At 72.0% G+C, this 24,154-nt stretch carries 20 protein-coding genes; 8 read left to right on the top strand and 12 right to left on the bottom strand.

Annotated elements, in window-relative coordinates; all coding sequences use genetic code 11:
• The 4 genes from ACY5KJ_RS04300 to hemE all read right to left on the bottom strand — a co-directional run.
• Positions 1-1,212: nucleoside-diphosphate sugar epimerase/dehydratase (locus ACY5KJ_RS04300; protein WP_462202835.1), on the bottom strand; the 1,212-nt coding region annotated here is incomplete at its 3' end.
• A 988-nt stretch (positions 1,213-2,200) separates the two neighbouring features.
• On the bottom strand, positions 2,201-2,896 hold the full coding sequence (hemQ, locus tag ACY5KJ_RS04295) for a hydrogen peroxide-dependent heme synthase (RefSeq protein WP_011435779.1): 696 nt from the start codon (positions 2,894-2,896) through the stop codon (positions 2,201-2,203).
• A 51-nt stretch (positions 2,897-2,947) separates the two neighbouring features.
• Positions 2,948-4,363 carry a protoporphyrinogen oxidase gene (gene hemG, locus ACY5KJ_RS04290; protein ID WP_462202836.1) on the bottom strand — a complete coding sequence of 472 codons (1,416 nt, stop codon included), beginning with the start codon at positions 4,361-4,363 and terminating at the stop codon, positions 2,948-2,950.
• A gap of 87 nt (positions 4,364-4,450) precedes the next feature.
• Complete coding sequence (gene hemE / locus ACY5KJ_RS04285; RefSeq protein WP_462202834.1) at positions 4,451-5,560, bottom strand: uroporphyrinogen decarboxylase; 1,110 nt, start codon at positions 5,558-5,560, stop codon at positions 4,451-4,453.
• A 224-nt stretch (positions 5,561-5,784) separates the two neighbouring features.
• Between hemE and ACY5KJ_RS04280 the strand changes: the two genes are divergently transcribed.
• The 6 genes from ACY5KJ_RS04280 to ACY5KJ_RS04255 all read left to right on the top strand — a co-directional run bounded on the left by ACY5KJ_RS04280 (position 5,785) and on the right by ACY5KJ_RS04255 (position 12,822).
• The gene (locus tag ACY5KJ_RS04280; protein ID WP_462188864.1) at positions 5,785-6,285 is read left to right on the top strand and encodes a DUF3817 domain-containing protein; all 501 of its coding nucleotides are present in this window, start codon (positions 5,785-5,787) and stop codon (positions 6,283-6,285) included.
• Positions 6,286-6,574: 289 nt separating this feature from the next.
• On the top strand, positions 6,575-6,826 hold the full coding sequence (locus ACY5KJ_RS04275; protein WP_462188863.1) for a hypothetical protein: 252 nt from the start codon (positions 6,575-6,577) through the stop codon (positions 6,824-6,826).
• Positions 6,827-6,963: 137 nt separating this feature from the next.
• Positions 6,964-7,617 carry a DUF3000 domain-containing protein gene (locus tag ACY5KJ_RS04270; protein ID WP_462188862.1) on the top strand — a complete coding sequence of 218 codons (654 nt, stop codon included), beginning with the start codon at positions 6,964-6,966 and terminating at the stop codon, positions 7,615-7,617.
• Positions 7,618-7,847: 230 nt separating this feature from the next.
• On the top strand, positions 7,848-9,131 hold the full coding sequence (locus tag ACY5KJ_RS04265) for an HRDC domain-containing protein (RefSeq protein ID WP_462202833.1): 1,284 nt from the start codon (positions 7,848-7,850) through the stop codon (positions 9,129-9,131).
• 248 nt (positions 9,132-9,379) lie between these two features.
• Positions 9,380-10,588: a thiolase family protein gene (locus ACY5KJ_RS04260; RefSeq protein ID WP_462187653.1), complete on the top strand. Its 1,209-nt coding sequence runs from the start codon at positions 9,380-9,382 to the stop codon at positions 10,586-10,588.
• A gap of 86 nt (positions 10,589-10,674) precedes the next feature.
• The gene (locus tag ACY5KJ_RS04255; protein ID WP_462202832.1) at positions 10,675-12,822 is read left to right on the top strand and encodes a 3-hydroxyacyl-CoA dehydrogenase NAD-binding domain-containing protein; all 2,148 of its coding nucleotides are present in this window, start codon (positions 10,675-10,677) and stop codon (positions 12,820-12,822) included.
• A gap of 60 nt (positions 12,823-12,882) precedes the next feature.
• Here ACY5KJ_RS04255 and ACY5KJ_RS04250 read toward each other — a convergent pair whose 3' ends face one another.
• The 5 genes from ACY5KJ_RS04250 to ACY5KJ_RS04230 form a co-directional block, all read right to left on the bottom strand.
• Positions 12,883-13,497 carry a hypothetical protein gene (locus tag ACY5KJ_RS04250; protein WP_462187655.1) on the bottom strand — a complete coding sequence of 205 codons (615 nt, stop codon included), beginning with the start codon at positions 13,495-13,497 and terminating at the stop codon, positions 12,883-12,885.
• Between the two features lie 51 nt (positions 13,498-13,548).
• Positions 13,549-14,547, bottom strand: coding sequence for a lysylphosphatidylglycerol synthase domain-containing protein (locus ACY5KJ_RS04245; RefSeq protein ID WP_462187656.1), 999 nt, complete (start codon positions 14,545-14,547; stop codon positions 13,549-13,551).
• A gap of 172 nt (positions 14,548-14,719) precedes the next feature.
• On the bottom strand, positions 14,720-16,687 hold the full coding sequence (gene dxs, locus ACY5KJ_RS04240) for a 1-deoxy-D-xylulose-5-phosphate synthase (protein ID WP_462187657.1): 1,968 nt from the start codon (positions 16,685-16,687) through the stop codon (positions 14,720-14,722).
• A 301-nt stretch (positions 16,688-16,988) separates the two neighbouring features.
• The gene (locus ACY5KJ_RS04235; RefSeq protein ID WP_462202831.1) at positions 16,989-18,443 is read right to left on the bottom strand and encodes a class I SAM-dependent RNA methyltransferase; all 1,455 of its coding nucleotides are present in this window, start codon (positions 18,441-18,443) and stop codon (positions 16,989-16,991) included.
• Entirely contained in the window at positions 18,440-20,446 is a 2,007-nt protein-coding gene (locus ACY5KJ_RS04230; protein WP_462187659.1) for an APC family permease, read from the bottom strand. Before ACY5KJ_RS04230 ends, ACY5KJ_RS04235 begins: the two co-directional genes overlap by 4 nt.
• A gap of 129 nt (positions 20,447-20,575) precedes the next feature.
• On the opposite strand from ACY5KJ_RS04230, the gene ACY5KJ_RS04225 reads away from it, so the two are divergent.
• Both ACY5KJ_RS04225 and ACY5KJ_RS04220 read left to right on the top strand, forming a co-directional pair.
• Positions 20,576-21,247 carry a potassium channel family protein gene (locus tag ACY5KJ_RS04225; protein ID WP_462187660.1) on the top strand — a complete coding sequence of 224 codons (672 nt, stop codon included), beginning with the start codon at positions 20,576-20,578 and terminating at the stop codon, positions 21,245-21,247.
• Between the two features lie 46 nt (positions 21,248-21,293).
• Complete coding sequence (locus tag ACY5KJ_RS04220) at positions 21,294-21,989, top strand: potassium channel family protein (protein WP_462187661.1); 696 nt, start codon at positions 21,294-21,296, stop codon at positions 21,987-21,989.
• A 29-nt stretch (positions 21,990-22,018) separates the two neighbouring features.
• Here the strand turns inward: ACY5KJ_RS04220 and ACY5KJ_RS04215 are convergent, their stop codons facing one another.
• The 3 genes from ACY5KJ_RS04215 to ACY5KJ_RS04205 form a co-directional block, all read right to left on the bottom strand.
• Positions 22,019-22,753, bottom strand: a complete 735-nt coding sequence (locus ACY5KJ_RS04215) for a DUF3159 domain-containing protein (protein WP_462202830.1) — start codon at positions 22,751-22,753, stop codon at positions 22,019-22,021.
• 40 nt (positions 22,754-22,793) lie between these two features.
• Positions 22,794-23,180 (bottom strand): OB-fold nucleic acid binding domain-containing protein, encoded by a 387-nt coding sequence (locus ACY5KJ_RS04210; RefSeq protein ID WP_462187663.1) that lies wholly within the window; start codon positions 23,178-23,180, stop codon positions 22,794-22,796.
• Between the two features lie 160 nt (positions 23,181-23,340).
• A complete protein-coding gene (locus tag ACY5KJ_RS04205) occupies positions 23,341-24,054 on the bottom strand; it encodes a DUF3710 domain-containing protein (protein ID WP_462187665.1) in 714 nt (237 codons plus the stop codon).
• Positions 24,055-24,154: the final 100 nt, after the last annotated feature.

The following is a 24,154-nucleotide window of genomic DNA, read 5'->3' as shown; positions in this document are numbered from 1 at the left end:
ACCACCCCGCCCCACCCGGGTCTGCTTGAACAACGCCGGGCCGCGGCTGGTCAGTCGCACCGCGAGCCCGAGACCGAGCAGCAGCGGGGAGAACAGCAGGATGATCGTTCCGGCCACGCACCGGTCGAGGACCATCTTCATCACCCGACGGGTACCGGTGAGCTCCGGCTCCTCGATGTGCAGCAGCGGCAGCCCGGCCACCGGACGGATCGAGATCCGCGGCCCGGTCACGTCGGTCAGCGCCGAGGAGACCAGCACGTCGACGTCGCTGCCCTCCAGCGTCCACAGCACCCGGCGCAGCGTCTCGCCGTCCATCTGCGGACTGATCGCGACCGTGGTGGCGTGCGTGGCCGTGATGGCAGTGTGCAGGGTCTCCGACGTCCCGACGATCGGCACCCCGAGCAGGTCGAACCCACTGCGTTCCGGCCGGTCGTGACTGTGCCGGCCGGGCGAGCGGTCAAGCACGACACCGACGACCGCCCAGCCCGACGTCGGATCGCGCTGGGCCAGCCGGACCAGGGTGGCAGCCGACTCCCCGGCCCCGACCACGAGCACCCGGTGCAGGCAACGACCGGCCCGGCGCATGCGGTGCAGGAGGCCGCGGCCGACGACCCGACCCACCATGGAGAACAGGGTCGCGGCCGGGAAGGCGATCAGCACGTAACTACGGGCGATCTCCGCCTTCGTCGCATACGAGGCGATGGCCACCGCCGCGGTGAACCGGGCCGCCGTGTTGACCACCCGCCGGAACTCTTCCGACCCGCCGCCGAGGAACCGGCTCTCGTAGGCCCGGTTCAGGGACATCGCCAGCACCCAGGCGAGCGGCAGCAGAACCGTCATGAGGATGTACGGCTTGGAGGACACCGGCTGGGTACCGAAGTCGACCAGGTCGCCGAATCGCACGAAATACGCGAGCCCCGCTGCCACCACGCAGGCGGCCGCGTCGAACAGGACGAGCAGCCGGGCGTAACGCCGTTCCCAGGTCACCTGAGCGCGGTAGCCGCCCGTCTCGACGGCGGCTGGGCTCACCCGCCCCCCGCTGTGCCGCCCGCCGGGCCCGGTGGCCGGGCGGCTCGGCGGTGCGCCGACGGGCCGGCCGGCCGTCCCCGCCGGCGCGCCCGGCGGGGACGGCATCCCCTGCCCGCCGCGGGCGCGCGGAACGAAGTTCGACCCAGCGGTCGCGCGCGTGTCGCCGGGCACCGTCTCCGTCACTCGTGGTCCCCCCCAGCACCGCGACGGCGCGCGTCAACGACACCGACCGGACCCGGCCGAACGGACTGGCCCAGTGGCGCCGGCACGTGCCCGAGCCCGAGCCCGAGCCGGAGCCAGGATCCGAACGGGCCCGGAGGTGTCATCGTCCTCCCCGTTCGGCGGCCCGCGGCGCCCCTCGCTCAGACAGCCACGAATTCATCCCTCGGTGGTGCATCGACCCTCGGTGGTGCATCGACCGGACCTCCAGCGATCTTCCCCCGCCACTGACTGTGGGCCACCCCGAACGATGAGCCGAACGCGCGCATCATCCAGGTCCCACTGGGGTGTGTCGGCACACCGGAGCGAACTGGAATACCGGACGCCGACACGGGTGGCGCTCCGTGGTCACGGGGGCAACGTTACCGGCTACGCCGAGATGATCTACCAGCGGCCCGGCCCGGCGATGGCGGCGTGACGCCCCGACCGCCGACCGTGGCGATGGCGTGATCCGTGCGTTTATAGCAACTCACAGTAACAGAGATGCGGTCGTCGACCAGCGACCGCCATGACGAACCTTCCGAGTCGACGAACCTTCCGAGTCCGCCCGCCGGCGCGGGCATGACAGGCACCATCGACCCACGGACGCCCGACGCCTACACTGCGCACACAAACAGCGGCGATAATGCTACTCTGCGTTATGGATCGCGGGTCTCGGCTCGGGATCCGTCGGCTGCCCGCCCCCGCGGGCGCCGGGAGGGGTGGGGCTGTGCGATCCTGCGCGCCCCGTGCGACGTCGCCGACGTGATATCGCTGGGGTGACATCGCCGGGGTGATGTCACGTCGGGATTGATGTCACCTGGAGTGATGCCGCCCGGGTGAGGCCGGTGAGCACAGTCACGGGACGGTCGGCGCCTGCCGGACGGGTGGGGGCGCCCAGGCAGGCGCCGGCTGCCGTCCCGGTCCTCCGCCGGCACCGGTCCTCCGCCGGTCTACCCGGCAGCCACCCGCCTCAGGGCAGGGCGGTGACGACGTCCGCCAGCGGCTTGCGGGCACCGGTGTAGAACGGCGTCTCCAGCCTGGTGTGCCGTCGCGCCGCGCTGGCCCGAAGGTGTCGGATGCAGTCGACGATCCGGTGCAGCTCATCCGCTTCGAAGGCGAGCAGCCACTCATAGTCGCCCAGTCCAAACGAAGCCACCGTGTTGGCCCGGACGTCCTCGTACTCCCGGCCCATGATCCCGTGCTCGGCGAGCATCCCGCGCCGTTCATAGTCCGGCAGCAGGTACCACTCCAGCGAGCGGTTGAACGGGTAGACGCAGAGATAACCGCGGGGGTCCTCCCGCCGGACGAAGGCGGGGATGTGGTTCTGGTTGAACTCCGCCGGCCGGTGCAGGCCGACCGCCGACCACACCGGACGCAGGTGCCCGCCCAGGGCCGTCCGCCGGAACCGCTGGTAGGTCTCCTGCAGCAGGTCCGGGTCCGGGCTCGTCCACCAGACCATCAGGTCCGCGTCGGCCCGGTAGCCCGAGATCTCGTAGACACCGCGGGTGTAGACGTCCTTGGCCAGCGCCCCGTCGAGCAAGGCGGTCGCCTCGTCGATCAGCGGGGTCCGCTCGGCGGGCAGCGGACGGTCGGCCGCGAAGACCGACCATCCCGTGTAGAGCAGCTCCGCGTTGAGTTCGCGGGCCGATTTCGTGGACTCCGACATTCCCATCCTCCTTCACCGGCGGCCGGACGCGGTCCGGGCCGGTGCACGTAATCAGATTCCCGGGCCCACCGGATCGGCCGGACTGCCTTGCGCCGTCCGGGTAGCCCTCAGCACCGCGTGCGCGGCGGTCTCCCCCGACCGGATACAGGCCGGGATGCCTACACCGTCGTATCCCGCGCCGGCCAGGACGATCCCCGCTGGAAGCCCCCGGCGCACCGCGGCGATCCGGTTGAGATGACCCGGCAGGTACTGCGGGAGTGCCCCGCCCCAGCGACTCACCCGGGTCGCGACCGGCCGACCGGACAGACCGGTGATCTGCGCGATCTCCGCCGCCGCCACCCCGGCGAGCTCCACGTCCCCACGCTGCAGGTCCTGTTCGGCACCGGCGCGGCCGATGCTCGCCCGCACCACCGTGAGCCGGTCGGAGCCCAGGTGCGGCCACTTGGCGGACAGGAAGGTGGCCGCCTTCACCGCGGTGCCCGCCCGGGCGGGCACGAGGAATCCGCTGCCGGGTGGCGGCGCGGCATCCCGGTAGACCAGCGTCACCAGGCCAACCGAGGCGTAGGGCACGCCGGCAAGCGGGGCGGAGGCATGCGGGGCCAGCGGCGCCAGCAGGGCGCGGGCCACCCCGGCGGGCACCGCGAGGATCACGGCGTCGGCCTGGAACGGCCCGAGGGCGTCCGCGCCGCCCACCCGGTCACAGTTGACCTGCCAGCCGCCCGCGGTCTTCGCGATCGAGCGGACGAGCACCCCGGTGTGCACGGTGGCGCCGGACTGCGCCGCCACCCGCGCCGCGAAGGAGCCCAGGCCCCCCCGAAGCGTGGCGAACAGCGGTGCCGTCGAGGTCGTCGTCGCGGGTCCGGTACGGGCCCGCACCCGGTGCGCGCCGAGGAGCAGCGAGCGGTCCTCGGCGAAGATGGGGACGAGCTGGGGCACGGTAGCCCGCAGCGACAGCGCGTCGGCCCGGCCCGCATACACCCCCCCGAGCAGCGGATCCACCAGCAGGTCGACGACTTCGCGCCCGACCCGCGTGCCGACGTAGCGGCCGACGGTCGGATCGTCGGCGAAACGTGTCCGCGGCAGCACCAGGTCGGCGGCGGCCCGCACCAGCCCCCACGGGGACAGCACCCGCGAGCGGACCAGGCCGAGGACGTCGGTCGGCACTCCGAGCAGAGTGTTCGGGGGGATGGGACGCAGCCGGCCGCGGATCCACAGTGACGCCGACGTCGTGGCCGGATGCACGATGTCGTGCCCGAGCCCGATCTGCCGGGCCAGGCGGAGTCCGTCGGGAACCCGGGCGAGGAAGGACTCCGCGCCCTCTTCGACGTCCAGACCCTCGATCGGGGTGGTACGCAGCTTGCCACCGACCCGGTCCGCCGCATCGAGGACGGTCACTTCGGCGTGCCCGGCCAGGGCGCGGGCGGCCGAGAGCCCGGCGATACCCCCACCGACGATCACAACCCGCACGTTCCTGCCGCCCTTCACGTTGAGTGGTGCCGCCCGCCAGTTTTCACCATCGAGCCGGTTCCAGTGAACCGGTCCGATGAGGGCGGATCACCTGCCGTGGACGAGGTCAACGACGTGTGCGAGCACGCCCGGATCGGTCTGCGGCAGCACCCCGTGGCCGAGGCTGAACACGTGCCCCTCCGCCTCGGCCCCGCGGGCGCAGACGTCACGCACCTTGGCGGCGAGCACCGCTTCGGGGGCGAAGACCGCGGTCGGGTCGAGGTTTCCCTGCACGGCGTGACCGGGCCCGATCCGCCGGGCGGCCTCGTCGAGAGGGACCCGCCAGTCGACCCCGACGACGTCCGCACCCGCCTGGCCCATCGCGGCGAGCAGCTCACCGGTGTTCACACCAAAGTGGATGCGCGGCACCTCACCGGCGAAGGCGGCCAGCACCCGAGCGCTGTGCGGCGCGACGTAGCGACGGTAGTCCGCCTCGTCCAGCGCCCCGGCCCAGGAGTCGAACAGCTGCAGCGCGTCGACACCGGCATCCACCTGGACCCGCAGGAAGGCGGTGGTAATGTCGGCGAGCCGGGCCAGCAGGTCGTGCCAGAGCTTCGGTTCGCTGTACATCAACGCCTTGGTGCGGGCGTGGTCGCGACTCGGCCCGCCCTCGATGAGGTAGCTCGCGAGGGTAAACGGCGCCCCGGCGAACCCGATCAGCGGGGTTGAACCCAGCTCGGCCAGCAGTAGCCGGACCGCGTCGGCCACGTAGGGAACGTCGTCCGGCTCCAGTGCCCGCAACGCGGCGAGCCCGACGGCGTCCCGCACGGGCTCGGCCACCACCGGTCCGATCCCGGCGACGATGTCGATGTCGAGGCCGATCGCGACCAGGGGCACCACGATGTCGGAGAAGAAGATCGCCGCGTCCGGCCGGAACCGGCGTACCGGCTGGAGCGTGATCTCAGTGATCATCTCGGCCTCCCGGCAGGAGTCGAGCATGGCGACTCCCGCGCGCAGGGCCCGGTACTCGGGCAGGACCCGCCCGGCCTGACGCATGAACCACACCGGCGTGGTCCCGGGGGGCTCCCGTCGACAGGCCCGCAGGAAGGGCGCGGTGTCGGCCAGGCCGAGCCGCCGGGTGAGCGCGGCACCGGTCGGCGGGGGCGAGACGCCGCCCGGCCCGGATCCGAGTCCCGCGTCGACGTGGAGGACAGGCATGGGTCGATCGTTGCACGCCCGTGAGATGTGTGGGAGTACGGCCATAGCGGGATGGGCCACCGCACGGGCCTGACGGCTCCCGGCGGCGAGGACCGGGGAGTACCAACCGGAACGTTGCACATCCGCTATCTTCTACTCTGGGTAGAAGAACTTCCAGATCCGGCCGGTGCCGGGCGCTCCCGTCCGTCGAGGCCGCGCCGGCGGACGGGGACGAACGATCGGACGTGACGAATCCCGCGGTCGCCGTGGCATGCCACGGCGCGTCCCGGGTTCCGGCACTCCAGGGCACCCGGACAGTGGAACACCTCGGTGTCATCCGCTACGACGCCATCCCCTACGACGAGGAGTCGCCGATGACCGGTCGTGCCCCGAGCGGCGCCTCCCAGCCCCTTGCCCTGGCCCGCGTCGTCTCGCTCGCCGAGGCGTCGTCCTTCCTCTTGCTGCTCGTCGCGACCGCGATCAAATACGGTGCCGACTACCCGATCGGCGTGCGGATCCTCGGCCCGGTCCATGGCGTGCTCTTCCTCATCTATTGCGCCCTCATCGGCTACCTCTCGGTGGTCGGGCGCTGGCGCCGTAAGCGGACCGTGCTCGCGCTGATCGCCGCGGTGCTGCCCGTCGCCCCGTTCTTCGTCGAGCGGCACTGGCTGCGTGGCGACGCCGCCCGGCTGGGCGACGCAGAGCCGGCACGTCCCACCTCGAAGCCGGCCGGCCAGGCGGGCTGAGCCGAGGGCTGGCCCGGCCCCACCGCCCCACAGACCGGGCGATCCGCCCCGCACCGCCCCGAGACGGGCTCACGCGACACGCCGGAGAGAATGCACGGACATCCGCCCGTCCCGTGGCACCGTCAGTCCAGTCGGAATTGGGGTAGAGGGTGCGCGTCATCCCGCGTTCCCCCTCCCGCCGGCCGTGGCGAGTGGCGCGCGATCCGTGGTTATGCGCCCACCACGATCCAACGGTACGCATCACGGGCAGACGTGCGCGGGGAGTGGTGGTCGAGTGGAACAGGTCCGGGTGAGCGCCGAGGATCACATCGTTCTCGTCTGCATCGCATGCGGCGACGAGCGCATCTTCGAGCAACCCCCGTGCTCCGACGGGCACGGTGACGACTGCCCGGAGTGGGCCTGCACCTCCTGTGGCGCCGCGGTGCTGGTCGGGCCGGCCCCCGCGGAGCGGCCGACGGCCCGGCCGAGGCCCGTGCGCGAGACCCCCGCAGTCCGGGATCTCCGCGGCCGCGATCGTGCCGCCGCGCGGATCCCGGCGTGAGCCTGCACAGTTCCGCCCCTCAGCCGGGGTACTCCGGACACCGGCTCACCGGTTCCCGCCCGCACGCAACGGGACCGAAACCGTACGCTCCGACGTCCGGCCAGCATGATCAAGACCGACGTCCTACCGTTGCCGTCATGGGGGTCGCGCAGTCATCCGAGGCGAGCCCTCCGATCTTCCTCGCGGTCACCAACGCCCTGCGCGCGGGGATCGCGCGGCTGCGCCCGGAGGTGGCGGTGCACGAGGTGGCGGCGCCCACCCGGGTCGCGCCGTTCTCCTTCGCTCTGGCCGGTGGGCTGACCGGGGACGAGGCCGACACCGCGGCCGGCCGGCTCATCCTGCTCATGGATCCTCAGGGACAGCCGGCCTGGCAGGGCACGGCCCGCATCGTCTGCTACGCCCGCGCGAGCATCGACCGGGAGATCGCCGGCGATCCCCTGCTTGCCGAGGTCGCCTGGTCGTGGCTGCGGGAATCGTTGGAGGCGCACGGCGCGGGCGTGCGCGCCCTGGGCGGCACGGTCACGGCCACCGCGTCACAACGCTTCGGCGTGCTCGCGGCCGACGGGGACAGCTTCGCCGTGGAGCTGCGCTGCTCCTGGTCACCCGACTGGGCGGAGACCACCCTCGCATCCGACCTCGGCCCCGCAGGGCCGGGCGCGCAGGGCCGGGCGCCCTGGAGCGCCTCGGCGACGGCCGCCCACCTGCTCGCGTTCGGCGACCTGCTCGCGGCCATGGCCGGCCTTCCCCCACAACTGTCCGGAGTCATCACACTACCAACCCGCCGGGGTTGACCGCGTCACACCGGCCCGCCGGACGGACAGCACCGCACCACCCACCGCGCGCCGCGGCCGACCCTCCACCGCACGCACCTCCCATCACCGAGTCGTTACAAAGCGTATAAATAACGCGATTCGCTGTAGGACACGGCTACCTCTGCCAGGATTCAGACGTACGATCACTGATCGTGACGTCGACGGTTCCTGAATCAACACAGCGGGTCAGCGGGGGTGTCAGCGCAGAGGTGGAGGTACAGTCCAGCACTGGTGCCCATGAGCCCATCCCGCTGCTCACCCCTGCGGACGGGGTACCCCCCGTCATCGTCGACACCGCGGAACTCGCCGCGGCGGCGGAACGCCTCGCGGCCGGCGTCGGGCCGGTCGCGTTCGACGCCGAACGAGCGTCCGGTTACCGGTACAGCCAGCGGGCCTACCTCGTCCAGATCCGACGGCGGGGCACGGGCTCGCTGCTCCTCGATCCGATCGCGCTCGAGGATCTGAGCGTCATCCAGGACGCGGTGGACGGGGTCGAATGGGTGCTGCACGCCGCCAGCCAGGACCTTCCGTGCCTGTCCGAGCTCGGTCTGCGGCCGAGTCTGCTGTTCGACACGGAGCTCGCCGGCCGGTTGCTGGGCTACGAACGGGTCGGGCTGGGGATGATGGTCGAACGGGTGCTGGGCTACGGGCTGGAGAAGGGCCATTCGGCCGCGGACTGGTCAACCCGCCCGCTTCCCGAGCCGTGGCTGCGCTACGCGGCGCTCGACGTCGAGCTGCTGGTGGAGTTGCGCGACGCGCTCGAGGCGGAGCTGATCGAACAAAACAAGATCAAATTTGCCCGGCAGGAGTTCGCCGCGATCGTCGCGGCCCCGCCACGCGAGCCACGGGCCGAGCCGTGGCGCCGGACGAGCGGGATCCACCGCGCCCGGTCCCGCCGCCAGCTCGCGGCGGTCCGGGCGATGTGGACCGCCCGGGACCGGCTCGCTCGTACCCGTGACGTCGCGCCGGGTCGCGTCCTCCCGGACAGCGCGATCATGGACGCCGTGCTGAACGCCCCCACCGACGCGGCCGCGCTGGTCCGGCTGCCCATCTTCTCCGGACCACGGATCCGCCGCACCGCGAACGTCTGGCTCGACGCCCTGCGTGGCGCCGCCGCGCTGCCCGAGGAAGAGCTGCCCGCCCCGGCCGGACCGGGCGGCGACGGTCTGCCGCCGCCCAACTGCTGGGCCGAGCGCGACCCGGTGGCCGCGTCGCGGCTGGCCCGGGTACGGGCCGCGCTGGCCGCCCTCGCCGCCGCCCACACGATGCCGGTGGAAAACCTCCTCGAGCCCGCGTTGTCCCGGCGGCTCGCCTGGTCCCCGCCGAATCCCCTGACGGACACGGCCGTCGCCGGGGCGCTGCGGGCCGGCGGGGCACGCCCCTGGCAGATCGAGCTGACGGCCGCTCCCCTGCTCACCGTCCTCGCCGAGCCGCCGACCGAACCAACCGAACCGACAGCACCGGCCGAACCGACAGCCGAGCCGGCGGGCTGACGGCCGGATCTGCGGGTCGTGGACCAGGGACGGACCGGCGCATCACGACATCGGCATCCCCGGGCACCTGGCATCCATGGCTCCGAGATGTCTACCGGCTGGTAACCGCTGCCGTAGGCTAGCCGTGCCGGCGGTATCCGCGCCGGTGCCGGCTGGCTGTCCGAGCCCTGGAACCGGGTTCCGGACAACGGCCGACGTTCGACGGCGACGAACCAGCGGTCGGTGGCGGCCGCGGGTCGGGAGGTCCCGTGTTCGGATCATCCAGAAACTTCGTACGCGACGTCGTGTTCGTCGACGGGGTCCGAACCCCGTTCGGGAAGGCCAAGGGCGTCTACGCCGAGACCCGTGCCGACGATCTGATCGTGCGGGTGGTCCGGGAGCTGCTGCGGCGCAATCCCTCCCTCCCCCCTGAGCGGATCGACGAGGTGGCGATCGCGGCCACCACCCAGATCGGCGATCAGGGCCTGACCATCGGCCGGGTCGCCGCCATCCTGTCCGGGTTGCCGGAAACGGTGCCGGGCTTCGCAATCGACCGGATGTGCGCAGGCGCCGTCACGGCGGTGACCACGACGGCCTCGTCGATCGCCGTCGGCGCCTACGACGTGGCCATGGCCGGCGGGGTGGAACACATGGGCCGCCACCCGATGGGCGAAAGCGCCGACATCAACCCCCGGTTCGTCGCCGAACGGCTCGTGGACACCTCCGCGCTGGTGATGGGCTCGACCGCCGAGAACCTGCACGACCGGTACCCCAAGATCACCAGGTCGCGGGCGGACGCCTTCGCTCTGGCCTCCCAGGAGAAGGTCGCCAAGGCGTACGCGAACGGTCAGATCCAGCCCGACCTCGTCCCGGTGGCTGCCCGGCACGTCGAGACGGGCTGGGAGTTCGTCACTGCCGACGAGCCGCCGCGACCGGACACCACGCAGGCGGGGCTCGCCGGGCTGCGCACGCCGTTCCGGCCGCACGGGCGGGTGACCGCGGGCAACTCCGCCGGGCTCAACGACGGCGCCACCGGCTGCCTGCTCGCCGCCGCCGAGGTGGCGGCCGGGCTGGGCCTGTCGGCGAAGATGAGCCTGGTGGGTTTCGCGTTCGCCGGAGTCCCCCCCGAGGTGATGGGCGTCGGGCCGATCCCGTCGACGGAGAAGGCGCTGGCCCGTACCGGCCTGACCATCGACGACATCGGCCTGTTCGAGCTGAACGAGGCCTTCGCCGTGCAGGTCCTGGCCTTCCTCGACCATTTCGGCATCGCCGAGGACGATCCCCGGGTCAACCCGTACGGCGGGGCCATCGCGTTCGGTCACCCGCTGGCGTCCAGCGGGGTGCGCCTGATGACCCAGCTCGCCCGGCAGTTCGCCGAGCATCCCGAGGTGCGCTACGGCATGACGGCGATGTGCGTGGGTCTCGGCATGGGCGCCACCACGATCTGGGCGAACCCGCACCACGCCGCGGCCGACTGAGCAGGCACGACCGAGCAGGCACGACGACCGACCCGGGACGACCCGTCCGACACGACCGGGCCCGCGGCGGAACCGAGGGGAGATCCATGACCATCGACGAGGTGACCCTGTCCTTGCCGGACGAGGTCGTCACGGCCGCCCACGCCCGTTACGCGCGGCTGCCCGGGGTGGCCGGGCCCGTCGCCCTGATCACCCTCGACAACGGTCATGACCACACCCGGCCGAACACCTTCGGCCCAGCCGGCCTGCGGTCCCTGCTCGCCGCCGTCGACGAGATCGAGGCGCACGACCCGCCGGTCGCCGCGATCGCCGTCACCGGCAAGCCGTTCATCTTCAGCGTGGGTGCGGACCTGTCCTTCCGCTCGTCGCTCACCGACCCGGAGCAGATCCGCCCATCGCTCGCGGCGCTCGGCCGCCTCGGGCACGAGGCCTTCGCCCGGGTGGGTGAGGGTCGCCTGGGTGACCGGAAGGTCCCGACCTTCGCCCTCGTCAACGGGGCGGCGCTGGGCGGCGGGCTGGAGCTGGCCCTGCACTGCGACTACCGGGCGCTGTCCGCCGGCATTCCCGCACTCGCCTTCCCAGAGGTCTTCCTCGGCCTCGTCCCGGGCTGGGGCGGCACCCAACTGCTGCCCAACCTCATCGGCGCCGAACGGGCGGTGTCCGTCATCATCGGCAACGCGCTCAGCCAGAACCGCATGCTGCGCGGCCGGCAGGCGTTCGAGCTGGGTCTCGGGGACGTGCTGCTGGAGCCGGCGGACTTCCTGGCGGAGGCGCTGCGCTGGGTGGGCCGGGTGCTGCGCGGCGAGGTCGACCCGGTGGCCGCCCGCGCGCCGGTCGAGCGGGGGGCGGCCTGGGCGGAGGCGATCGCACGGGGCCGGGCGCTCGCCGACGCGAAGCTGCACGGGGCCGCGCCGGCCGCCTACCGGGCGTTGGACCTCCTCGCGCTCGCCGAGACCGCCGACCGCGCCACCGGGTACGCGGCCGAGACCGAGGCCCTCGCCGATCTGTCCGTCAGCGACGAGCTCGCCGCCAGCCTGTACTCCTTCGACCTCGTGCAGAAGCGGGCGAAGCGGCCGGTGGGCGGGCCGGACCCGGCGCTGGCCCGGCCCGTGACGAAAGTCGGGGTGGTTGGCGCCGGCCTCATGGCAAGCCAGCTCGCCCTCGTGTTCGCGCACCGGCTCGAGGTGCCGGTGGTGCTCACCGACATCGACCAGGCCCGGCTCGACGCCGGGGTCGCGGGAGTCCACCAGGAGATCGACAACCTCCTGCTGCGCCACCGCATCACCCCCGACCAGGCGAACCGCTACAAGGCGAACGTCACCGGATCCCTGACCAAGGACGCCTTCGCGGACGTGGACCTCGTCATCGAGGCTGTCTTCGAGGACCTGGCCGTCAAGCGGACCGTGCTCGCGGAGCTCGAAGCCGTCGTAGCGCCCACGGCCGTGCTCCTGACGAACACCTCGGCGCTGTCGGTCACCGAGATGGCCGCTGGGCTCGATCATCCCGAACGGGTCGCCGGGCTGCACTTCTTCAATCCGGTGTCGGTCCTCCCCCTGGTCGAGGTGGTCCGCGCTGCCCGCAGCGACGACGCCACCATCGCGACGACGCTGGCCGTGGCGAAGAACCTGAAGAAGAACGCGGTCCTGGTCGCCGATGCCCCGGCGTTCGTCGTCAACCGGCTGCTGACCCGGTTCCTCGGGGAGGTGCTCGGCGCGACGGAGGGCGGTACGCCGCTCGAGGAGGCCGACCACGCCCTCGATCCGCTGGGGCTGCCGATGTCCCCGATGACCCTGCTCGCCCTCGTCGGGCCGCCGGTCGCCCTGCATGTCGCGGAGATGCTGCACGCGGCATTCCCGGACCGGTTCCGGCGGCCGGCGGCTCTCGCCCGGCTGGTCGAGGCGGGCCGGAGCGGCGTCTACACCACGGGCCCGGACGGCGTCCAGACCGTCGACCCGGACGCCGCCGCGCTCATCTCCACGCCGTCCCCGGCCGCCACCCCGCTGACCGGGGACGAGGTACGCGAGGCGGCGTTGCGGGCGCTCGCCGAGGAGATCCACCTGATGCTGACCGAGAAGATCGTCGCGGAGGCCGCCGACATCGACCTGTGCATGATCCTCGGCGCCGGCTGGCCGTTCCACCTCGGCGGCATCACGCCCTACCTGGACCGTACCGGCATCAGCGAGACCGTCACCGGGCAGCGATTCACCCCGCCAGGCGTCGCCACCCTGCGCTGACCCAATCCGAAATACCGGCACTCAGCACATGGGTGTCTCACCTCAGGCTGGCGAAGAGGGTCAGGCCGTGCGGACCGGTGGCTCGTCGTCGCTACCGCCACGCCGGCCATCGCCGGGGAAATCACCGAACGGGCCCGGCGGCTGAAGATCCGGGGGCAGCGACGGGTCCAAGGAGAACGGGGCGCCGGGCGCCAGCAGGCAGTAGCTTCCGGATTCCTTGCCCACCTGGTACGTCTCGTGACTCGCCGAGGCGCTGCCGCGCCGGACGTCGACCTGAACCTCCCGGACCGTCGGGGAACCCACGGACCGGTGGATCTGCACTCCCCGCACGGCGAACGAGGCGATACCGCCCTGGACATCGTCCAGAGCCCGCATGATGATGGCGAACTCGGACGCCGGGCGGCGTTCCTGGACCGATGGGCAGAGGCGGGCGTAAGCGGCCTCGTAGCGCGAGTCGCTGACCTCCGTCAGGTAGGCGCGGACGGCGTCGGCAGGGCCGTTGGCGGAGCGGAAGAACAGGAACAGGCCTGTCCCGCCCGCGCCGGCCAGGAGGGCGAGCACGAGGACGAGCGGAATCAGCCACCGGGCGGCCCGGCTACGGCGGGGCGCCGGCGGCCCGCCCGGCCACCCGGGGCCCCCCACGAGGTCGGCGGGACGGGTGGCGGCGGGGGCCACCAGGGTGGCCGTTGCGGGTCATGGTGCACCCCCCACCCTCCTCCCACTTCCTCACATTCGCTCCTGCACCACATCATCAGTACACGACAGCCGAGCACCCCGCTGCCGCAGGGCGACACCGACGAGCGCCCAGACCAGGTCGGCGATCGTGGCGAGAAGCCGCGCCACCAGCGCGACCAGGGTCGCCGGCCCACTGGCGACCGCCGGGGCCAGCGCCAGTACCAGTACCGCCTCCCGCACCCCCGCCCCGGCGGGCAGCACCAGTACCAGGAACCCGGCGGTCCAGGCCAGGGCATAGGCCCCGAGGGAGAGCAGCAACAGCCGGCCGCCGCCGACCGCCGGATGCAGATCCCGGACGAGCAGCCAGGTCGCCACCCCGTAGCAGCAGAAGCTGAGCAGCAACCAGCCGGCTCCGGCGGCGACGGCCCGCGGGGGCAGCGGTTCGGTCAACGGTGGGCGGCGCAGCAGCCGGAACGCCAGCGCCAGCAGGCGGGACAGCACCGGCGGGCAGAGCACGACGACGAAGACGGGCACGACCGCCAGCGCCCACCAGTAGTCGGCGAGCGCCTGCGCGGAGACGAACGGCAGGGTGACCGCCGCGGCGAGCCCCCCGCTCGGCACCGCGAGCGCCAATACGACCAGGCTCGCCGAAGCCGCCTTCGACCGGGAGACGCCGTGGTCGCGGGAGAGCTCCATCTGCGCGAGCACCGGCCACACGCTGCCCGGGATGTACTTGCCGATCTGCCCGACGAAGAAGATCCGCACGGCGGCCCGCAGGGGAAGCGCGGCACCCAGCCCTCCCAGCAACGCCCGCCAGGACAGCACGGTGGTACCGACGGCAAGCACGGTGACCACACCCGAGGCCACCACGCCGCCCACGGTGAGCGAGCGGACGGACTCCTCGATCTCGTTCCACTGGCTGACCAGGGCGAGAACCAGCAGCCCGAGGGCCACCAAGAGCGCACCACGCATGGCCCACCAGCGTGGGCCGCGCCCAGCCCGGCGGCGGGAGGCGGCGCCCCGGCGCGCCGACACGGTGTGCTCACCCACCTGGTCAGCCTAGAACGGCGGTCGGGCCGCCATCGTGCCGGGCCCCGACACGATGGCGGATCCCGACACGATGGCGGGTCCTCACCCGCCGAACCCCGATGACCGGGCGATACCCGGGTGCGTTCGGGGTCAGAGCGCCCGAGTCAGGACGCCGGGGTCAGGGCGCCGGGGATCAGCGATGGTCGCCGATGGCCTCGCCGGCCCGCTCGCCCGCCGGGGCCGCTTCGCCGGGCGAGGCCGGGTCGTCCTCGATCGCCGGCTGGCGCTTCGCGACGGCCTCGACGACCTTGCGGGCGAGGTCCTGCGGGGCAAGCCCGACCTCGGCCATGACCTCGTCCCGCTTGCCGTGGTCGAGGAATCGCTGGGCGATGCCGAAGTCCCGCAGGGGCACGTCGACGTCGGCGTCGCGCAGCAACTGGGCCAGCGCAGCCCCGACCCCGCCGACCCGGCCGTTGTCCTCGACGGTGACGACGAGGTCGTGGGCGCGTGCAAGATCGATCAGTGCCGGGTCCAGTGGCTTGACCCACCGCGGGTCGACGACGGTGATGCCGATGCCCTGGCTCGCGACCCGCTCCGCGATCTCCAGGCAGGTCGCGGCCATCGCGCCGATGGAGACCAGCAGCACCTCGCGGCGCTGGGCCACCTTCGGCGAACGGTAGAGCACGTCCACCCCGCCGACCGTGTCAATCGCCGGCACGTCCGCGGCGACCTTGCCCTTGGGGAAGCGCACGACGGTCGGGCCGTCGGTGTTACCCACGGCCTCGCGCAGTTCCGCCCGCAGGGTCGGCGCGTCCCGCGGGGCGGCGATCGCGAGCCCCGGGACAACCTGCAGGAACGACAGGTCCCACATGCCGTTGTGCGACGCCCCGTCCTCCCCGGTGATACCGGCCCGGTCGAGCACGAACGTCACGGGCTGGCGGTGCAGGGCGACGTCCATCAGGACCTGGTCGAACGCGCGGTTGAGGAACGTGGCGTAGAGACACACGACGGGCTTGAGCCCACCCATCGCGAGCCCGGCGGCCGAGGTGACGGCGTGCTGCTCGGCGATACCGACGTCGAACACCCGGTCCGGGTAGGCCTTGGCGAAGGCGCCGAGACCGACCGGCTGGAGCATCGCGGCGGTCAGCGTGACGACGTCGGGCCGCTCGGAACCGATCTGCACGATCTCGCCCGAGAAGATGCTCGTCCAGCTGATGGTCTTCGACGTCGACACCGGCTTACCGGTCGCCGGGTCGATGATGCCGACGCCGTGGAAGTTGTCGGCGTCGTCCTGCTCCGCCGGCGGGTAGCCGAAGCCCTTGCGGGTCACGCAGTGGACGATGACGGGCCCGCCGAAGTCCCGAGCCCGGCGCAGGGCCGACTCGACCGCGACGACGTCGTGGCCGTCGACCGGGCCGACGTACTTCAGGCCGAGGTCCTCGAACATGCCCTGCGGCTGGACGACGTCCTTGATGCCCTTCTTGATGCCGTGCAGCGCGTCGAACAGCGGGGGGCCGACCAGCGGGGTGCGGCCGAGGACCTGCTTGACGACGTCGAGGACCTGCTCGTACTCGGGCGCCAGCCGCAGCGCGGCGAGGTGGTCGGCGAGGCCGCCGATCGTCGGTGCGTAGGACCGGCCGTTGTCGTTGACGACGATGACGACGGGCCGGTCGTCGGCGGCGATGTTGTTCAGCGCCTCCCAGCACATCCCGCCGGTCAGGGCACCGTCACCGACGACGGCGACGACGGCCCGGTCCTCACCACGCAGCGCGTAGGCACGCGACAGCCCGTCGGCGTAGGACAGGGCGGTCGAGGCGTGCGAGTTCTCGATGATGTCGTGCTCGGACTCGGCCCGGCTAGGGTAGCCGGAAAGGCCACCCCGCTGGCGCAGCCCAGAGAAATCGTCCGCCCGGCCGGTCAGAATCTTGTGCACATAGGACTGATGGCCGGTGTCCCAAAGGATGCGGTCGAATGGCGAATCAAACACACGATGTATTGCCAACGTCAGCTCGACAGCCCCCAGATTCGGCCCGAGGTGACCTCCCGTACGCGCGACTGCGTGAATGAGGAAATCACGGATCTCGGCCGCCAGGGTGCCGAGCTCCTCGTGGTCAAGGCGCTTGACGTCCTGCGGACTACTGATCGTGGACAGAAGCGACACGGCGTGAACTCCCTCTCCCGAAAGGGGATCGGTCCGGGTCCGGCAAAGTCTACGCAGCCCGCCTGGTCCCTTGCAGACGGGCACCCGACATGTGAGTTCCTCGTAGACCGTCAGGCAATAGGCCTGATCGCGGTAGAATCCACCTCCCCGGTTGTCCACTATTGGTCCGGATCCGAGTACGCGGATGCACACACTCTGTCGGCGTGGCGCGCGGGCGACACGCCGGGACGACCAGGTCGTGCCAGAAGCGGCCGGAAGTGGAGTCCACGCCGTTCCGGCGACACTTCTGGTACCGGCGCAATCACACCAGGTTCGGACTCCGGTCCGCGCCTCGCGGCTCGAGCAGCGCCACACACTCGACGTGGGCGGTCATCGGGAACAGGTCGAAGGCGCGCAACGCGACGAGGTCGTAGCCCACGGCTGCCGCGGCGGCGAGGTCCCGACCCAATGCGACGGGATCGCAGGCGACGTAGGCGACCGCGCGGAGGCGATGGGCGAGCAGCGCGGCCACCACCGCCGGGCCCGCCCCGGTGCGCGGCGGGTCGAGCACCGCGAGATCGACCCGGCCGGCCGGCCCGCCCGTACCGAGCACCCCGCGGATGGTAGCCGGTGTCACCCGCAACGCCCGCAGCGAGACCCATGGCAGATCGGCGAGGTTGTTCGCCGCGGCCGCGACCGACACGGCGTCGGACTCCAGTGCGATGACGCGGCCAGCGGCGCCGACATCCTCCGCGAGGAACGCCGCGAACAGGCCCGTCCCGGCATACAGGTCGAGCGCGGTCTCCCCGGCTCGGGGACGCAGGGCCCCGCGGACCGCGTCCACCAGCACGCCGGGAGCCGCCGGATGGACCTGCCAGAACACCTCCGGCCCGAGCCGGAACCTCCGCTCCCCCACCACCTCGACGGCCTCCCCGGGGACTCCGGCCTCCCCGGTCCCGGCGCGCCCGTCGTCGACGACCGTCCCGGCGCCGGCGGGATGCACCGCCACGGCCACCTGCCCGGTCGCCGGGCTGGCCGCGACCTCGACGGCGTCGGCCCCGGGGAACCGCCGGCCGGCGAGCGCCGCGAGGACGAGGGGGTGGGCAATGCGGCAGTCCGGCGTCGCCACCACCTCGTGCGAGCGGCTCGCCCGCAGCCCGACCTCACCGCCGGCCGTCACCGCGAAGCGCATCCGAGTCCGCCACGCCAGTCCGTCGTCGACGCCACCGGACCGGTCGGATCCGGTCAGCCGCTCCGGGCCGCTGACGGGCACCGCCTCGACCAGCACCTCCAGCGCCGGCTCGGCGCCGGGTCTGGCCTCGGCCGCCGTCCCGAGGCCGGACCCGGCGTGCGCGAGGCTGACCCGGGCGTCGAGGCCACCGAACCGCCGAAGGGCGTCGGCCACGACCTCGGCCTTGCCGCGCCGCTGCGCCGCGAGGCCGGCATGCTGCCAGTCGCACCCCCCGCACAACCCTGGGCCGGCGTGCGGGCAGGGCGCGACCACTCGGTCCGGCGAGGGCGTCAGGACGGCGACCACGTCCGCCCGCCAGTACCGCTCGTGGGAGGCGTCGGTAACTCGGGCACGGACCCGTTCGCCGGGCAGGGCATGGCGGACGAACACCACCCGACCGCCCGAGCGGGCGACGCAGAAGCCGCCGTGGGCCACCGGCCCAACGTCGAGGTCGAGCAGCGAGCCGACCGCGATCCCCGGGGCGCGGGCCTGCCGTGCGGTGTCCCCGGAGACGCGCGATCGCGCGGGCCGGCGCTGTCGACTCACCGCTTCCGCTCCGACGGGCCGGGAAGCGTGGCCCGGCCCTGTCGCACCGCGCCCGCCCCGGTCCGCTCGAGCCGCTGCTCGGCCAGCCTGGACGAGGCGAGCTGCCAGGGCACGCTGGTGACCATGACGCCGGGCTGGAAGAGAAGCCGGGCCTTGAGCCGCAGCGCGCTCTGATTGTGCAGGAGATGCTCCCACCAGTGACCGACGACGTACTCGGGGACGTAGACGGCGACGACGTCCCGTGGGCTCTCCCGCCTGATCCGGGCAACGTAGTCCAGCACCGGGCGGGTCACCTCCCGGTAGGGGGAGGCCAGCACCACGAGATCGACGGTGATCCCCCGCTCCGCCCACGCCTTGCGGAGCCGATCGGCCTCCGCCTGGTCGACGGCGACCGTGACCGCGACGAGGCTGTGTGGCCGCGACGCCTTGGCGTAGGCCAGGGCCCGCAGCGTCGGGGCATGGATCTTACTGACGAGGACGACGGCGTGGATCCGGGAGGGCAGGGTCGGCGGCCCGGGTTCCGGGGTGAGTTCGACCGCGACCCGGTCGTAGTGAGCCCTGATCCCCCGCATCCCGAGAAAGATGATCGGGATAGCCAGACAGACGATCCAGGCACCGTGGGTGAACTTCGTGACCAGCACGAGGATCAGCACGGTGCCGGTGAGACAGGCGCCGAAGAAGTTGATCGCCTGAGACCGGCGGATCCGCCGACGGGCGGCCGGATCGGACGCAGCCGGGTCGTCCGAGCGCAGGATGCGCGCCCAGTGCCGCACCATCCCGGTCTGGCTGAGGGTGAACGAGATGAAGACCCCGAGGATGTAGAGCTGGATCAGGGCGGTGACCTGCGCGTCGAACACGACGATCAGCAGGATCGCGAAGCCGGCGAGCAGCACGATCCCGTTGGAGTAGGCCAGTCGGTCGCCGCGGGTGTATAGCTGACGCGGCAGGTAGCCGTCGCGGGCAAGGATCGAACCCAGCACCGGGAAGCCGTTGAAGGCGGTGTTCGCCGCCAGCATCAGGATGAGAGCGGTGACGACGGCGATGTAGCCGAAGCCGGGCGATCCGTCCCCGAAGACGGCGGCGGCGACCTGGGCGATCACGGTCGGCTGCTCACCACTGGCGCCGATCAGGTCCCCGGTGTGCTCGGCGACATGCACGTCGGAGATCAGAGCCAGCGCGGTGACGCCGCCGAACATCGTGACTGCGATGAACCCCAGCATCAGCAGGGTGGTCGCGGCGTTGCGGCTCTTGGGCTTCCGGAACGCGGGCACCCCGTTGCTGATCGCCTCGACCCCGGTGAGCGCCGTGCATCCCGAGGCGAACGCCCGCAGCACCAGGAACACCAGGGCGAATCCCGCGTAGTCGTGTTCGGCGACCACCTGGTATCCGGCGCTCTCGGCCCGCGGCGGATGACCGACGGCCGCCTGGACCAGCCCGGTGACGATCATTACGAAGATGCCGAGCACGAAGCCGTAGGTCGGGATGGCGAACGCCGTGCCGGACTCGCGCACCCCACGCAGGTTCATTATCGTCAGTAGGATCACGATGACGACCGCGAGGAGCACCTTGTGCGCGGCGAGCCCGGTGACGGCCGACGTCAGGTTCGCGACACCGGCCGACACCGACACCGCGACCGTGAGGACGTAGTCAACCAGCAGGGAACTGGCCACCAGCAGGCCGGCCCGCGGGCCCAGGTTGACCGAGACGACCTCGTAGTCGCCGCCGCCGCTCGGGTAGGCGTGCACGTTCTGCCGGTAGGACGCCACCACCGTCAGCATCAGGATGGCGACGGCTCCAGCAAGCCAGGGCGAGTAGTGGTAGAAGGCCAGCCCGCCGAGTGACAGGACAAGCAGGATCTCCTCGGTCGCGTACGACACCGAGGAAAGGGCATCGCTCGCGAAGACGGGCAAGGCGATCCGTTTGGGGAGCAGTGTCTCCCCAAGCCGGTCGCTCCCGATCGGTCGACCGACGAAACCGCGCTTGAGGCGATCCGTGAGCGCCACGCGGCGATGTTACCGACGCCAGCCACGCAGTTCAGCATCAGTGTGGCATGGCACACAGATGCTCCGTATCCGGAGATCCGGCCACGTGACCTGCGCCGGTCAGGCCGGATCGGACTACCCTGAACCCTTGTGCATGTCGTGATCCTCGGCTGCGGCCGAGTCGGCTCCGCGCTTGCCCGCAGCGTCGAACGGTTCGGCCACTCAGTAGCGATCATCGACCAGAACCCCGCCGCGTTCGGGCGGCTACCGCGCGATTTCACCGGTTTGCGGGTCACCGGGATAGGCTTCGACCGCGACACCCTCATCGAGGCGGGCATCGAGCGGGCCGCCGCGTTCGCCGCCGTCTCCAGCGGGGACAACTCAAACATCATCGCCGCCCGGGTGGCCCGCGAGATGTTCGGGGTCGAGCGGGTCGTCGCGCGGATCTACGATCCCGGCCGGGCCGAGGTCTACGAGCGGCTCGGTATCCCCACCGTCGCCACGGTGCGCTGGACCCGGGACCAGATCCTCGGCCGGCTCCTGCCCGACGCTGTCACGCCGCAGTGGTCCGATCCGTCGGGCTCGGTGCTGCTGGCCGCGATCCCACCAGGACCCACCTGGGTGGGCCGCCGGATCCGGGAGCTGGAGGAGTCCGCCGGGGTACGGGTGGTCTGCGTGACCCGGTTCGGCGAGGGTGTCCTGCCCGACGCCCGCACCCTCGTCCAGGACGGTGACGTCGTGCACGTGGCCGTGACGAAGGCGCACGCATCCGAGGCGGACACGGTGCTGCGCACCGGGCCGGACGGCGAGGGCTCCGGGTAGCTCCGGGCAGATCCAGGCAGACGATGACGCGCGAGGAGGAGAAGCGATGAGCGTGCGCCGGGTGGTGATCGCGGGAGCGGGCAAGGTCGGCCGGTCCATCGCCGCCGAACTGCTGGAGAACGGCTCCGAGGTGCTCATCATCGAGCGGGATCCGCAGAAGATCCGGACCGACGCGCTACCGGAGGCCCGGTGGCTGCTCGCGGACGCCTGCGAGCTGTCCCAGCTCGACGCGGCCGGGCTGAACGAGTACACCGTCCTGGTGGCCGCCACCGGGGACGACAAGGTGAACCTCGTCGTCTCGCTGCTCGCGAAGACCGAGTTCGGCGTGCCCCGGGTCGTGGCGCGGGTCAACCATCCCAAGAACGAATGGCTGTTCACCGAGTCGTGGGGGGTGGATGTGGCGGTGTCCGCGCCGCGCCTGCTCACGGCTCTGGTCGAGGAGGCCGTCAGCGTCGGCGACCTCGTCCAGCTGATGCGGTTCCGGCAGAGCGATGCATCCCTCGTCGAGCTGACGCTGGCCGAGAACGCGCCGGTGATCGGCCAGCGGCTCAGCGAGATCGCCCTGCCGGCGGACAGCGCCCTGGTGGTGATCCTGCGTGACGGACGGGCGGTCATTCCCTCGCCCGACGCCACCCTGGAAGACGGCGACGAGGTTCTCGCGGTCACGACGAACGCCGAGGCCGAGGAGAAGCTCGCCGTGCTGCTCGGTCAAGCGCCGGCAGGCGCGGGCACGCCGGGCTGACGCGCGACAGGCTGGCGATGCGGAGGCGGTCAGCCGGCAGGCCGCCGCTCTCCGCGCGGGGGCTCGCCGCGCGGGGCGTCCCCGGCCAGCACCTCGCCGTCCAGCACCTCGCCGTCCACGACCGTCGGGTCGGTGGCGGCGGTGGCGGCGGGGGGCAGCGGTGCGATCCGGCGGACGATGGCGAAGCTGGCCAACACCGCGACACCGAACAGCGGAAGTCCCAGGGCGATGTTGGCCGCGGCCAGCCAGCCGGGCTCGTCGGCGAGGTAGAGCACCCCCTGCACGACGAACCGCACACCGAACACGGCGATCCAGACGACCGTCGCCCACACCGCGGCCCGCCGCTGGCGGGGCACCCGCTGCCAGTTCGCATAGCGGCTGTCCAGACCGGCCATGAGATACCCCGCCACCGGCCGGCGCAGGACGATCGACAGCAGGGCCACCACCCCCCAGAGCGCGTTCTTCGCGATGCTGGGCAGGAAGAACCCCTTCGCGTTCCCGGTGCGAGAGGCCACGAATGCAGCGATCGCCACGGCGAACAACCCCGAAAAGGTCTGCTGGGTCGGCTCACGGCGCACGATGCGCAGCACCAGCAGAGCGGCCGCCGTGGCAATGGCGACCGCAATGCCGGCGGTCAGTCCGGCCTCGGCGTTCACCGTCACAAACGCCACGGTGGGCACGGAGCTGTCAATGATCCCCCGTGGGCCGCCGATGGCCTCGGACATCGTCATCGGAGGCGTGTCGGGAGATGGCGTACGTGGCATGTCTGGTTAAGATCCCGTCGGGTTGGGCGGACCCGCCGACCTAGGCGCTCGCCGACGGAACGGGGAGTAGTTCGTAACGCGGGTTGAAGATGATCGGACGGTTCTCCTGCACGGTAACGCGCCCGGAAGCCTTGACCGACGCGCCAGCCCGCAGGCCCGGGATGTCCCGGCGGCCGAGGAAGACCAACGTGACGGTGCCGCTGCCGTCGTAGATGTCGACCTCCAGGGTCGGTGCACCCGAACGCGCACGTACCGTCACGGCCTGGATAGTACCCGCGACGCAGATCTCGTCCCGGTCACGACAGCCGCTCATCGGGGCGGCGCCCGCCGCCGCCGAGGCCGCCTGGAGGTCCTCGGCGTCGAGCTCGCTCGTCCCTGCTGTCAGTCTGTGGAGCTTGCGCCCCAACCAGCCGCGTGACTCGCCCACGGCTCCTCCGATCCGGCTCGTCGGCGACTCGGCGCAAGCAACTGCTGCTCGAGCACGTCCAACACGTTCAACACGTCCAATGCAACGCATGACCGGCGCTCACTGTGCCCGCCCCGCATGGCGCCTTCGGCGCAATGCGGGGACCCCGGGCACAGGGCGGTCAGCGGATCTCGGCTATACGCGCACCGCGCACGGGCATCTCGGGCCGTCCGCTGGTCGCCGAGGCGACCGGTCCGCCGGAACCAGCGGGGTGATCGGGGTGATCAGTGATCTCTTTCGGCAGCCTCAGGGGCAACGGATCCCGCACCGGCATCGCGCCGTCACCACGAGAAATGATCAGATTGCGCAACGCGGCGTCCAGGAGGGGGCCGGCCGCCGGATCCTGTCCGGCCGCGCCGGTCACCACCGCCCGCAGGAACCAGCGCGGACCGTCCACACCGATCATCCGACCCGGCACGGTCTCGCCCGGTCGCCCGGTCGGCAACCTCATCCGCAGTTCGGGGCCGTAGCGACCGTCTGCCTCCGACCCACCGCCCCCCTGAATGGTCTCCAGAATCTCGGCCCGTACCTCGTCCCAGAGGCCCCGGCTCTTCGGCGCCGCGAAGACGGAGAGCTCCATCGCGCTGCGTCCGTCGGTCACCAGCACCGTCAGCGGCTTGCCGGTCGACTCCTCGACCTGGAACTGCACCTGCATGCCGTCGAGCGCCGGAATCCGCAACGACCCGAGATCGAGGCGATGCACGTCGTCATCAGGTGCCTGCGCGATGTCGTAGGGACCGTCGGGCTCCGACGAGCCCCGCGAGGTGACCTTCTCGGGGACGTCCACCTCGGAGGCCTCGCGACGGTCGAACTCCCTACGCCCTCGCCCGAACACCGGTGGTCTCCTTTCCCGGATCTGTCGCTGATCTTGTGATTCTTCTGGCCCGCCGGTGATCATCGGGTGAGGAGGGCCCGTTTGCGGAGCAGGCCGAAGC

The sequence above is a fragment of the Frankia sp. CcWB3 genome (assembly GCF_977927595.1).
This window is presented reverse-complemented; position numbering and strand designations above follow the sequence as displayed.

Coding starts and splice junctions, on each gene's coding strand:
- hemQ (WP_011435779.1), bottom strand. CDS start 2,896: ATGTCGGAGTCCACGAAATCGGCCCGCGAACTCAACGCGGAGCTGCTC.
- hemE (WP_462202834.1), bottom strand. CDS start 5,560: ATGCCTGTCCTCCACGTCGACGCGGGACTCGGATCCGGGCCGGGCGGC.
- ACY5KJ_RS04270 (WP_462188862.1), top strand. CDS start 6,964: ATGGGGGTCGCGCAGTCATCCGAGGCGAGCCCTCCGATCTTCCTCGCG.
- ACY5KJ_RS04255 (WP_462202832.1), top strand. CDS start 10,675: ATGACCATCGACGAGGTGACCCTGTCCTTGCCGGACGAGGTCGTCACG.
- ACY5KJ_RS04220 (WP_462187661.1), top strand. CDS start 21,294: ATGAGCGTGCGCCGGGTGGTGATCGCGGGAGCGGGCAAGGTCGGCCGG.
- ACY5KJ_RS04215 (WP_462202830.1), bottom strand. CDS start 22,753: ATGCCACGTACGCCATCTCCCGACACGCCTCCGATGACGATGTCCGAG.